The sequence below is a fragment of the Luteimonas panaciterrae genome (genome assembly GCF_020511115.1).
GTDB classification, from domain to species: domain Bacteria; phylum Pseudomonadota; class Gammaproteobacteria; order Xanthomonadales; family Xanthomonadaceae; genus Luteimonas; species Luteimonas panaciterrae.
Genome location: NZ_JAJAVH010000012.1, coordinates 18,029 through 31,026 on the forward strand (window position 1 = coordinate 18,029; position 12,998 = coordinate 31,026).

The 12,998-nt window shown below is 62.0% G+C and carries 7 protein-coding genes and 1 tRNA gene; 1 reads left to right on the forward strand and 7 read right to left on the reverse strand.

Annotated features, from left to right (window positions below):
• Positions 1–26: 26 nt before the first annotated feature.
• The 5 genes from LG367_RS14330 to LG367_RS14355 form a co-directional block, all read right to left on the reverse strand.
• A complete protein-coding gene (locus LG367_RS14330) occupies positions 27–1,310 on the reverse strand; it encodes an oligosaccharide flippase family protein (protein WP_264179936.1) in 1,284 nt (427 codons plus the stop codon).
• A 79-nt stretch (positions 1,311–1,389) separates the two neighbouring features.
• Positions 1,390–2,649, reverse strand: a complete 1,260-nt coding sequence (gene wecC / locus LG367_RS14335; RefSeq protein ID WP_226469950.1) for a UDP-N-acetyl-D-mannosamine dehydrogenase — start codon at positions 2,647–2,649, stop codon at positions 1,390–1,392.
• Positions 2,650–2,740: 91 nt separating this feature from the next.
• The gene (gene wecB / locus LG367_RS18655; RefSeq protein ID WP_319004029.1) at positions 2,741–4,996 is read right to left on the reverse strand and encodes a non-hydrolyzing UDP-N-acetylglucosamine 2-epimerase; all 2,256 of its coding nucleotides are present in this window, start codon (positions 4,994–4,996) and stop codon (positions 2,741–2,743) included.
• 341 nt (positions 4,997–5,337) lie between these two features.
• Entirely contained in the window at positions 5,338–7,542 is a 2,205-nt protein-coding gene (locus tag LG367_RS14350) for a polysaccharide biosynthesis tyrosine autokinase (RefSeq protein ID WP_226469951.1), read from the reverse strand.
• A 53-nt stretch (positions 7,543–7,595) separates the two neighbouring features.
• Positions 7,596–8,012 carry a low molecular weight protein-tyrosine-phosphatase gene (locus tag LG367_RS14355; protein WP_226470045.1) on the reverse strand — a complete coding sequence of 139 codons (417 nt, stop codon included), beginning with the start codon at positions 8,010–8,012 and terminating at the stop codon, positions 7,596–7,598.
• 314 nt (positions 8,013–8,326) lie between these two features.
• Between LG367_RS14355 and LG367_RS14360 the strand changes: the two genes are divergently transcribed.
• Positions 8,327–8,659, forward strand: a complete 333-nt coding sequence (locus LG367_RS14360; protein WP_226469952.1) for a hypothetical protein — start codon at positions 8,327–8,329, stop codon at positions 8,657–8,659.
• Positions 8,660–8,694: 35 nt separating this feature from the next.
• Here the strand turns inward: LG367_RS14360 and LG367_RS14365 are convergent, their stop codons facing one another.
• On the reverse strand, positions 8,695–12,327 hold the full coding sequence (locus tag LG367_RS14365) for a bifunctional diguanylate cyclase/phosphodiesterase (RefSeq protein ID WP_226469953.1): 3,633 nt from the start codon (positions 12,325–12,327) through the stop codon (positions 8,695–8,697).
• A gap of 586 nt (positions 12,328–12,913) precedes the next feature.
• Positions 12,914–12,989: transfer RNA gene (locus LG367_RS14370), tRNA-Thr, on the reverse strand.
• Between the last annotated feature and the right edge of the window lie 9 nt (positions 12,990–12,998).

Below are 12,998 nucleotides of genomic sequence, written 5' to 3' on the forward strand. Positions count from 1 at the left end.
GCTTTTCTTCAGAAGACGAATGATGTTCATGATGCCGATTTTGATGAGGCCGACCTTGATGAAGCGCTATGCGCGCTCGGAGCGGGCTGACGGAGGCTCTTTCGTGTCAGGAAGGTAAACGCCAACAACTGGATGGACGAAGCGATGAAATAAGCGATGGCGAGTCCGGTCGCGCCCGCATGCAGCCGCATAGCCACCGATGCGGCGGCGAGCAACACCACGGCGAAGACCGCGTTGCCGGCGAGCAGAACGCCAGGCCGCCCGTCTGCGGTGGCCTTCCGCATCATGATCGCGGTGGGCGCGGTGACGACCGCGGACAGCAGCAGCCATTGCAGCGGCACCACCGAACCGGCATAGGCCGGCGCGAAACGCTGGATCACGAACGGCGCGAGCACCGCGACGACAACGACGATGACGGCTGTCGTTCCCGTCACCAGCAGAATGGAGCGACGCATCGCGGTGGTGACGCCACCGTGATCGTTGCGGCTGACCGCCGCCGACAACATCGGCAACGCCGCGTTCGCGATCACGCCGGCCCCGAACAGCAGCATCGAGCGCGCCTGATTGCCCAGCGAGAAGTTGCCGACCGCGGCGGTGCCGCCAATGCTGTGCGAGAGCATCACCATCGACAGCCAGACACTGGGCAAGGTGAGCAATCCCGCCAGCGAGGAAGGCAGGCCAAGCCGCCAGAGCACGGCCCAATCCTCGCGCCCGGTCGTGCGCCACTTCCAAGGCACCTGATGTTCCTTGCGATAACGGCGCACCACGCGTTCCTGGCTCAGGAAGATGAGCGACTGCGCGGCGATATAACCGGCGAGCGCCCAACCGACGCCGCGCTGCGAAGCCGCCGCGAGCATCATCAGGAACACCACCGGCGCCACCACCAGATTCGCCAGCGCCTGCTGCCTGACCCGGTGCAACGCCAGCGTGACGCCGTTCTGCACCGAGGTCAGGAATCCGGTGAGCACCAGCAACGACGATGCGGCATACGAGCCTGACAATCCTTCGGCTCCGCCGACCTTCGACGCCAGCAAAGGCGACAACGCCAGCAGCGGCACCATGAACACGAGCGATGCCACCAGCGCCGAGCCATACGACACGGTCAGCGCGGTGCCGAGCCGCGTCGGGTCTTCCGTCACCAATGCTTCCGCGGTGATCTTGGTCGCCATCTGCCCGAGGCTGAGCGCGCAGAACGTCGTGAACAGCAGCGCCGTGGTCTGGATCAGCGAAAACTGGCCGAACGCGGCCGGCCCCAGGAAATGGGCGATCGCCAAGATCCCGAGGAACGCCGCTCCTCTGGACGCAGCCATGCCTACCGCCGAGAACCCGGCAGTAGTGATCAGCCGTCGCATCACGACGGCGTTCTCCTTGCTAGCACTGGCGCAGGACTCAGTTCCAGATTCCCTTTGTGTCTACGATTTTTGCGCGCGCGGGCATTGGCTGCTCGCGGAATACCTTGTGATCGACCAGCAGCACCGCGACATCCGCGCGAGCGCTGGCGGTCGGCGCATCCACCAGGATTGCCTTGCCCGAATTGAGTCGGGCCGGCAGTTCGCTGATGTGCGGCTCGACCGCGAGCACGCGGCCCGGATGCCGCTCGGCGAGTTCGGTGGCGATCTCGAGCGCGGGACTCTCGCGCAGATCGTCGATGTCCGGCTTGAAGGACAGGCCGAACACCGCGATCGTCAGATCCTCGCCGGGCTTGCCGTCCGCCTGTACCTGCGCGATGGCTTCGTCGACCTTGCTCATCACCCAGCCCGGCTTGTCGTTGTTGACCTCGCGCGCCGTGCGGATCAGTCGCGCCTCTTCCGGCGCGCTGTCGACGATGAACCAGGGATCGACCGCGATGCAGTGCCCGCCAACGCCGGGGCCAGGCTGCAGGATGTTGACGCGCGGATGGCGGTTCGCCAGCCGGATCAGTTCCCACACATTGATCTTGAGCTTGTCGCAGATCACCGACAGTTCGTTCGCGAAGGCGATGTTGACGTCGCGGAACGCGTTCTCGGTAAGCTTGCACATCTCGGCCGTGCCGGCATTGGTGACGATGCACTCGCCGCGCACGAAAATCTTGTAGAGCGCGCAGGCACGCGCCGAGCAAGCGGGCGTCAGGCCACCGATGACACGGTCGTTCTCCACCAGCTCGCGCATCACATGGCCCGGCAACACGCGCTCGGGGCAGTAGGCCATGTTCACGTCGATCTCATCGCCGTGACCCGGCAGCGGAAAGCGCAGATCGGGCCGCGCCTGCGCCAGCCAACCAGCCAACTGCTCCGTCGCACCCACAGGAGAAGTCGATTCGAGTACGACCAGGTCGCCCTTCTTCAGGACCGGCGCGATCGCCTTGGCAGCTGCTTCGATGTAACTCAAATCCGGCACGTGATCGCCCTTGAACGGCGTCGGCACCGCGATCAGGAAGGCATCCGCCGGTTGCGGCGAGGTCGACGCCTTCAGATAGCCGCCGGTGACCGCCGCGCGCACGGACACGTCGAGATCGGGTTCGACGATATGGATCTCGCCGCGATTGATGGTGTCGACCGCGTGCTGGTTGATGTCCACGCCGATCACCTGGACCCGCGCCGACGCGAAAGCGGCTGCGGTCGGCAGGCCGATGTATCCCAGGCCGATCACGGAGACGGTGTTGAAGCTCATTGCAATACTCCTTGGTTCCTCTCTTGTCGGAGGAAATGTGGTTCTGAATTGTTGGGCTCCTTTTTTTGGAGCCCGCATTTGTGGGATTCGCTCAGGCGGCGAGCAGCGATTCGCGCGAGTGCAACGCTGCCAGGGCATCGACAATGCGTTCGCAGGCCATGCCGTCTCCGTAAGGGTTGTGCGCGAAGCTCATCGCGTCGTACGCACTGCGATCGTCGAGCAGCAGGCTGATGCCCGAACTGATCGACGTCTGATCGGTGCCCACGAGCCGCACGGAGCCGGCCTCCACCGCCTCCGGGCGCTCGGTGGTGTCGCGCATGACCAGCACCGGCTTGCCCAGCGAAGGCGCCTCCTCCTGGATTCCGCCCGAATCGGTGAGGATCAGGTAGGACTCGTTCATCAGATAGACGAACGAGAGGTATTCCAGCGGCTCGACCAGATAGATGTTCGAGATGCCGTGCAGGATGCGGTTCACCGGCTCGCGCACTTGTGGGTTCAGATGCACCGGATAGACGATGTCGACATCGGGATGGCGTTGCGCGGTCTCACGCAGCGCATGGCAGATGCGTTCGAAGCCGCCACCGAAGCTCTCGCGGCGATGCCCCGTCACCAGGACAATCCGTCTATCCCGCGACAGGTACGGGAAATGCGCCGCAAGCGATTCCCGCAATGCCGGATCGTTGTCGATGCGGGCAACGACCTGCTGCAGCGCATCGATGACCGTGTTGCCGGTCACCGCGATGCGTTCCTCCGGAATGCCCTCGGCGATCAGGTTCGCACCCGACTGCCGCGTCGGCGCGAAATGCAATGCCGCGAGCGCGCCCGTCAGCTTGCGGTTCGCCTCCTCCGGCCACGGCGAATAGAGATTACCAGTGCGCAAACCGGCCTCGACATGCGCCACCGGGATCTGCTGATAGTAGGCCGCCAGCGTCGCGGCCAGCGTGGTGGACGTGTCGCCGTGCACCAGCACCACGTCCGGCTTGAACTCCTTGAGCACGCGGCGCATGCCGCTCAGGATCGCCGTGGTGATGTCGGTCAGGTCCTGCCCCTGCTTCATGATGTCCAGGTCGTACTCCGGACGCACACCGAACAGCTCGAGCACCTGATCCAGCATCTGGCGATGTTGGCCCGTGACGCAGACGCGCGCATCGAAACGCGGATCGTTCGCGAGCTGCAGCGCGAGTGGCGCCATCTTGATCGCCTCCGGCCGCGTGCCGAACACGCACAGCGTCTTGACCGTGCGTGCGCTCGGCACGCTGCTGCGCGCATGAGACGATGCACGATCGGTCAGCGGTACCGGCGTGACGCGACCGTCCTGCTCACGCAGCTGTAGCGGCGATGCGACGGACAGCACCTGCCCCGCCGGACGAACGACGGCATCGGCGACAGCCGGCGCGACGCGCACCCAGGCGCGCCAGGACACCATCGAGTACAGCAGCAGCAATCCGACGAACGCCAGCAGATTCACCACCACCGGCAGGCCTCGCAGCGAATAGCCGAAGGCCGTGATCACCAGCGCGGCCGCCACGATGATCGCCAACGATTCGCGCGGCGTGCGGCCGGCGTCGATCAGGATGTGATGCACGTGCTGCCGATCCGGTTTGAGGATCGATTGCCGCCTGCGCAGGCGCCGATAGACCACCGCGAGGAAATCGAGCACCGGCAGCGCGACGCACCACAGCGCTTCCACTGGCCGGATCTGCGCGATCGGCGACTGGCTGAAATAGACCAGGCTCCAGGCCAGCACATGCCCGATCAGCATGCTGCCCGCATCGCCCATGAAGATCTTCCGGGAACGCCAGCCGCCGAGGTTCACGAAGAGGAACGGCAGCAGCGCCATCGACAGCACGACCAGCAGCGCGGAGACATCGGTCGACGGCCCCTGCGTGAACATGAGCAACCCGAGGATGGCGGCGAGCCCAAGACTGCCGGCCAGACCATCGATGCCGTCGAGCATGTTGAAGGCGTTGATGAAGCCCACGGCCAGGAACAGCGTGAACGGAATGCCGAGGAGACCCAGATGGATGTTGCCGGTCCCGAACAGGTCGCCGAGATCGCGCACGTAGACACCGCTGCCCACGATCATGATCGCGGCCGCCGCCACCTGCACCACCAGGCGGGAGCGCGCGCTCAGGTCCCGCGCGTCGTCGATCGCACCGACCAGCACGATCAATCCGGTGCTGGCGAGCAGGCAGACCGTGAAGCGATCCGGTATGCCGAGATAGAGGAGCCCGGCGATCATGCCGGCGAAGAAGCACAGCCCGCCGATCACGGGCACATGGCCGTGATGGCGTTTCCTGGCATTCGGCTTGTCGACGAGCCCGAGCCGGGCCGCCAACGGATGCATCTTCCAGATTGCTAGAGACGTTGCAGCGAGAGCAATCGCCATCGCGATCGCGAGTTGTATGTCGGACCTGGCCATGTGGGGGAACAGCCTTGGATAAATGAAACGATGTGGTGACCGGTCTCCCCCTGTGGCCGACCGGATAAGCGCACTTCGCAACCTGTCGAAACAGGCCACGCGAACGTACGATGATCAGTTCAAATTACAGGTGCATGTCTACGCAATACACACGTTTCGAATCTGGAGATAAGTGCATAAAAATTTGTGAGCGTTCTCTAGTCGATTCATATCGAAGCCTCCTCTTTCACATCAACATCACGCGCGAATGAAAGGCGCGCATTTTGCTAGGCATCCGCCTTGCTCGACGCATATTCATATCCATATGCGTAATAGCTATCAGAACGCCGCTCCACTGCATTGAAGATCGCACCCTTCAACTCGACACCGTTCTGTACGAGACGCTGCTTGGCGAGCGCGAGCTCCTTCAACCTGTTCACGCCGAACCTCGCCACCAGCAGGCTGGTCCCGGCCTGATGCCCGATGATCGCGGCGTCGGTCACCGCCAGGATTGGCGGTGTGTCGATGATCACGAGGTCGTACTGCTCCGAGACGGTCTTCATCAGTGCCTTGAAGTTCTGGTGCATCAGCAGCTCGGAAGGGTTCGGCGGCGCCGGTCCGCGCGAGATGAAATGCACACCTTCCAGCGACGGCCAACGATGAATGGCCTTGTCGAGCTCGACCTTCCCGACCAGCAGCTCCGACAGACCATGCGCATTGTCGTGGCCCATGATCCGATGCAGCATGCCGCGGCGCAGATCGCCGTCGATCAGCAACACGCGCTGGCCGGTCTGGGCGATGATCACCGCGAGGTTGGTGGACACGAACGTCTTGCCGGCGCCCGGGCTCGCGCCGCAGATCATCAGCACATTGTTCTTGGCCTCGAGCATGGCGAAGTGCAGGCTGGTGCGCAGGCTGCGCAGCGCTTCGATGGCGAGATCGTTGGGCGCATCGATGGCCAACAGATACGGCTTGCCGTTGCCCATGCGCTGCCGGCTGACGCTTTCATGGTCACGCTGGTAGGGGCTCATCGGAATAGAGGCGTAAACCGGCAGACCGGACTGCTCGATCGCCTGCACGTCCTCGACGCCACGGTTGAGCATCTGCTTCAGGAACACCCAGGCGACGACCAGGAACGCGCCGAGGAAGGTGCCGATCACGATGATCCTCAGCTTGTTCGGCCGCACGGGCTGCGTCACGTCGACGACCGCCGGATCGATGATGTAGGCATTGCCGACCGTGCCGGCGCGCGCGATGTCCAGCTGCTGCTCCTGATTGAGCAGCCCGGTATAGGTCTGGGTGCTGACCTGGACGTCGCGGGTAAGGCGCAGCAGTTCCTGCTGGGTCTGCGGCAGATCGCTGGTCTTGTCGGTCAGCGTTTGCCGCTTGGCTTCGAGCCCGCCGATCTGCTTCATCAGCGCGCGATAGGCCGGATGCTGCGACGTGTAGCGGCGTTCGACCTCGGCCTGCTGCATCCTGAGCTGCGACAGGGTCGTATCGATGGCCACGATCTGATCCAGGATCGCCTTGGTCTCCAGGCCGATGTCGACGGAGTGCGCCTTGCTCTGGTACGCGTTGAGCGCACCCTCGGCCTTCTCCAGCTCGGCGCGCACCTTGGGCAGCTGCTCCTTGACGAAGCGCAGGCTGTTCGCGGCCTCGGCCGAATTGCGTTCGATGTTCTGGCGGATGTACTGCTTGCTGATCGTGGCGAGCGTGGCGGTGGCCATGTCCGGATCGCGCAGCTCATAGCTCAATAGAATGATGCCCGAGTCCTTGGCGTTCTCGCTGGCGGTGATGTTGTTCTGCACGGCGGCGATGGTCGCCAGCTGCCGTTGCCGCACGACGTCGAACTCGGTGCCCGGGTTCGCCTGCATCTTCGTGACGTGGATCTTCACCGCACCGTTGCGGATGGTCTCGCCGACGTGGCCCTTCGCCAGCAGATTGTCGTCATCGTCGTAAAGCTGGTACGCACCGGATTCCCCGGCCTCGAAACGCAGCGGCGTTCCGACCAGGGCGCCAGGCACTTCCAGCGTGTCGATGATCAACCGCTCGCCCCCCCATCCATAGCTGTTCATGCCCAGCCATGCCGGTGCCGGCCCTGCTCCGCCGGCGGCATGCCGCGCGATGAAGCCGCCGATCAGCGGAAACCGGCGCGGATGCACGTCGATGTCCAGATTCAATTCGTCAACGGCCTCGCCGATCACGGAACGCGAGGTCAACAACGCGATCTCGGTCACCGCCTGCGGCGCGGACTCGGTGAGCATCTGCGAGACATCATCCAGGCCCGGAAGCGTCGGTGTCTTCGGCTCGACCTGGATCATCGCGGTCGCCTGATAGACCGGCGAGCTCAACAATGCATAGGCCAAGCTGAGGACGAAGCAGATCCCCGTGACGGTCGCGATCAACCATTTGTGGTCGATCAACGTGCCCAGCAATGAAGCGAGATCGATCTCTTCGCTGGCGTCCTGCCTGCCTGGCAGCGATGGTTTCATCGGCATCTACGAGCCCTGTTTCATCCGGTATTGCATCCGGTATCCCCTGAGTTTCAAAGATAGGTGCGCCAGCTTTCCACCGCGGTATCGATCATGCGGTAGGTATGCTCGAACACAGCACGGTCCTGCTGATACGGATCCGGAATCGGCGCATCGTCCTGCCATTTGCCGAGCAGGAAGGTCTTGCCTCGCGCATGCGGCGCGATGCGATGGATGGCACGCACATGGCGGCCTTCCATCGCCAGCACCAGATCGGAGGCATCGATCAGCGAGGCGTCGAGCTGCCGGGCGACATGCCCGTTCGCCGACAACCCCTGGCTTTCGAGGATTTCACGGGCGACCGGATCGATCGGTCTGCCGCTCAACGCGGCCAGACCGGCGGATTCGACGCGAATGACCTTGCTGCCAACGCGGTGGCGCAAGAGAACTTCCGCAGTGGGACTGCGGCATATGTTGCCGACACAAACCATAAGGATCTTGGTGAACACGCGAGCCTCTTCGCTTTCCAGTTTCTTCGGAAGGCTCCGATGGGTGAAGACATGCGACACACCCATCCTGGTGAGCGCGCTTGGACCGCATGAAGCGATCAGACTGCGATCACCCACCTTGATCGCAGCACGAAATGTAAAAGTGAGGATATGAAAGCGTCAAGACAGTTTCTTGAACGATATGAATTTCGTTCAGTGCCGTGATATGCATCACACGCGAAGTGAAACTGCCTAGAAGTTTGTACACGATCCCGATGTATCCACGCATCGGTCACGCGCAAGAATGAAGATCAAAAATGAAAGGAAGAGATCGAAAAAAATTACATGCAGCGTTCGATTTCACTGCAACTGCTGCGCTTTTTCTACTCTCGCGCATCACACATGCACTCGTCCTGAAGCCTGACAATGAGCACAACGACACTATCGTTTATATTCGTGATAGAACTGTTATTCAGGGAAACGCGATCGTGATTCAAGGTCGGCACGCTCGCTTTTTTGCAATCGACCTTGAGCTGTTGACACGTCATTCGATGACCGCTATCGGACGACCACATGACAAAGCCAGTCCGATTGATCGCATCACCAGGACAGGTTTCCAACGAAACTTTTACATGAATATCTCGTCTTAGCGAGCACTTACGACTAGCGACAATCGGCCCACATATCAGAGCAAATTGTCAAGCCGCTCCGGACGAGCGATGGCAAACCCCTGCGCCTGATCGATCCCCATCGCGCGAACCAGCGCCAGAGTCGCTTCATCCTCGACTTGCTCGGCGATGGTGATCGCGCCGAGACGATGCCCGATCGTATTGATCGATTCGACGATCGCGCGATCGATCTCGCTGCCCGTCATTTCGCTGATGAGCCTGCCGTCGATCTTCAAGCCGTCGACTCGAAACTGCCGCAGATAGGTGAAGGGGCTGGTCCCTGTGCCGAAATCATCGAGAATGACGCGGCATCCGGCCGCGCGCACGCTGGGCACGAAGCGCCGCGCCGCCGAAAGATTGTTGATGATCGTGGCATCGGCGATCTCGAGATGCAGTCGTTCCGGCGCCAGCCCGGAAGCGGCAAGTTCCTCTTGCAGGAACGGCCAGAAAAACGGATCGCTGATCGAATTGCCCGAGAGATTGATCGCGATCGACAGATCCTCGATCGCGCACAAACGAGGCCCATAGTTCCGGAGTGTCGTGCGAACCACCCAGCGGTCCAGGGTCCCCATCAGATCGTAGCGCTCCGACGCGGGAATGAAGACGGCCGGCTCCACGATCCCGCCCTCGTCGTCCAACATGCGCAGCAGGATTTCGAAGTGACGGGCTCGCTTCCCTGCCCTCAAGTCCAGGGCCTGCTGGGCGAAAAGCTGGAAACGTCCAGCCTCGATGGCATTCCGGATGCTGGTCGCGATCCGGGTTTCGCGATGCTGCTGCGTCAGCGCGTCGTCGTCTCCATAGATCGCGATCTGATTGCGGCCAGCGGCTTTGGCTCGATAGCAGGCGATATCGGCCTGATCCATCAGCTCATCCGGTCGCAGCGCCTCACGGCCGACGATCGTCAGTCCGATGCTGGCGCCGATACGATAGGACACCTCGTTCCATGCGAATTGCAAACGACCGATGTCGCGCAATAGCTGCGTGGCGATCCTTTCTCCATCGCCGATCGCGCAGTCGCGCAACAGCAGCGCGAACTCGTCGCCACCGAGGCGGGCGGCCAGATCCTGGGAGCGGCAGCCTCTGCGCAGCAGGTTGGCGACCTCGCGCAGCAATGCGTCACCGGCGGCATGCCCGGCATCGTCGTTGACGATCTTGAAGCGGTCGAGATCGATGAAGCAAAGCGTGTGTTCACGTCCTGGTTGCCGGTTCGCCTCGCGTAGTTCGCGTTCGAACGCGGCGCGATTGGGCAGCCCCGTGAGGCTGTCATGGCTGGCGGAGTGCTCGAGCGCCTGCTGCAAGGTCCGCGCCTTGGTCACGTCCTGGAACACGAGCACGGCGCCGACGATCTCGCCTGCGGCCGTGCGCACCGGCGCCGCCGAATCGCGCACGTGACGCCGCTCTCCGGTGCGGCCGAGCAGGATGGCGTCGCTGTCGAGATGGAACGGACGCATTTGCCGCAAGCAGGTTTCGACCGGATCCGGAATGGTGTTCCCCGCGTCGTCGACCAGGCGGAACACCTCGGGCAACGGCCGTCCGATGACTTCGGACGCCGACCAGCCCGTCATCCGCTCGGCGACCGGGTTCATGAAGGTGATCCGTGCCTGGGCATCCGTGGTGATCACGCTGTCGCCGATCGAGTGCAGCGTGATCCGCAACCGCTCTTTTTCCTCGAAGATCGCGCTCTCGCCTTCCTTCAGGGCCGTGATGTCGGTATGCGTTCCGATGACGCGCAACGGCCGGCCATCCTCCGCACGCTCGATCGCCTTGCCGCGGTCGTAGATCCAGCGCCATGTGCCGTCCTTCGCGCGCATGCGATGTTCCAGGGTGAAATCGGGAGTGCCGCGATCGAAGTGATCATTGATGATCGTCCAGCAGCGTGGAAGATCGTCCGGATGCACGCGTTCGGACCATTCGCTCACGGTCGAACCGATCTCGTCCTCTTCGTAGCCCAGCATCGCCTTCCATTGACGGGAATAGAACACGTATCCGGTCCGCGTGTCCCAGTCCCAGATGCCGTCACCGGAGCCGTCGAGCGCGAACTGCCAGCGCAATTCGCTTTGACGCAGCGCCGCTTGTGCCGCCTTCACGTCGGTCACATCGCGCGAAATTCCAATCGTACCGATGATCTCACCACGCTCGTTCCTGCGCGGTGCCTTGGTCGAAGAATAAATGCGCAACACGCCATCCATGACCGCGACTTCCTCGATCGTGTATGGCTCGCCGCTTTGCATGACTCGGCGATCGTTTTCAATCAGCGGCTTCGATATCTCGGGGGGAAATATCTCGGTGTCGTGTCTGCCAACAATCTCCGCCCCCGACCGCCCCATGAGTTTCTCAACGGACCTGTTGGCGAGCAGATATCGACCGTCATGATCCTTGGCGAAGATCAGATCGGGCGTCCCGCTCATCACGGCTTCCAGCAGGATCAGCGTGTCGCGCCATTGCTTGGTCTGTTCGACCTGCTCGGTTACGTCCCAGTGTTTTCCCACGAGTCGAACCGGCGTGCCTTGGACATCCCGGAAGACTTTGGTCAAGGAACGAACATGCCGGATCGAAGTCGTTCCGGCGGGCCGGATCCTGAAATCGATCTCGACCGTCAAGGCGGCGCTGGATTCCTTCGTCTCGTACTCGCGCAACACCCGTGACAGATCATCCGGATGAATAAAGCCGAGCCACATCTCGCGCGTTCCATCGAACTTGCCCACTGGAACGTTGTAGAGCGCGTGCATCCGTTCGTCCCACACGCACAGCCCCGTCACCAGGTTGACATCGAAGATGCCGGCGCCGGAGGCTTCCAGCGCGACCTGCAATCGCTCATTCACGGTGGTGATCTGCGATTCCATCTCCTTCTGGCGGCTGATGTCGACGATCGTTCCGATCATCCGCCGGATGGAACCATCGGATGCGTATTCGACCACGCGGCCACGGCTCAGCACCCAGATCCAATGTCCGTCCGAGTGCCGGAGACGATAGGTCGAATCGAAATCGGGATTGCCGCTGACGCGAACCCGCTCGGTCGCTTCCGCCAGGCGTTCGCGATCGTCGGGATGCATCTTGCCGAGCCAGTCGGCGATGTGATGCACCCGCTCGTCGGTCGGCAGGTCGAGCATCTCCTTCCATTGCGGCGAGACCCAGACCATGCTCGAGGGAACGTAGAAATCCCACACGACCTGCTGGGAACCCTGCAGCGCCTGATTCCAGCGCCATTCCGCTTCTTTCAGATCGGCATCGACCTGCTGCTGCACGCCGATGTCGATGATCTGCAGGAGATAACGGAACGGAGAATCCGCAGCCACATCTTGCAGAGCGGAAAGCGTGAGCAGTCCACGCAGCGTGCTGCCGTCCTTGCGGATGCAGCGATGCTCGGCGCGATAGGCATTCGCCCCATCGGATTGCAGCGCGGCGAATCGATCGCGAACCGTTTCCCGTTCCTCGGGATGAAGCAGATCATCGACCGCCCAGCCCACGCATTCTTCCCAGCCGTATTGCGTCAGGGATTGAAACGCCGGATTCGCGTAGCGCCAACGTCCGTCCTGCCCGAGAAGCACCATGCCGATCGCTGCTTGATCGATGATGCGGCACAGAAAATCCCCCGGCTCGCGAAGCGCTGCCGAGCCACCTTGGGCATCTTCTCCGGCGGGTGTTTTCATGGTCTTGCCCTGGGAGCAAGCAGTTGCCGCATGAAGTGCCAGTTACCACAGCCCCGCATACGGGAATCCGCAGCGCATCCCAAATCCGGACTACCTGGCCCCCAGTCGCGGCGCCGCCGCAAGCCTCGATCGACACACCTCATTCGCGAAGCCTGCGAATGACAACCATCTCCACATCTCATGCCTGAACTGCAACGAATGAGATGAAATCGAACGGGGAATCATCGACATGCATGCCACAGCTGTTCGTTGGTACGATCAACCCTACTACAATATTTTTGTCCGGCAAACGCCTTTTCCCGATAAATTTCGGCATGCGCACCAACGAACCGGACATGCCTTGAACGGAGTGTTTTCGATAACACCCCTTTCATTCATGCAGCGCCTTGGTGTTCAGTGACGGCTTTGATGTTTCACATCACCACCACCGCCATGCCGTGTATTGAATGAATTAACGAATGTCCCGACTAGCGAGTAGCGAGTGTCTCGTGTCGGAGCAATGAGGGATTCCAGACGGCAAAAACCCCGCACCTGGCGGGGTTTCTGCAAGCATCCGAAGCGCTGCGCTTCGAGGACGTTCATGGGATGGTGCCGGAAATAGGATTCGAACCTACGACCTACGCATTACGAATGCGCCGCTCTACCAACTGAGCTATTCCGGCGGAAATGTG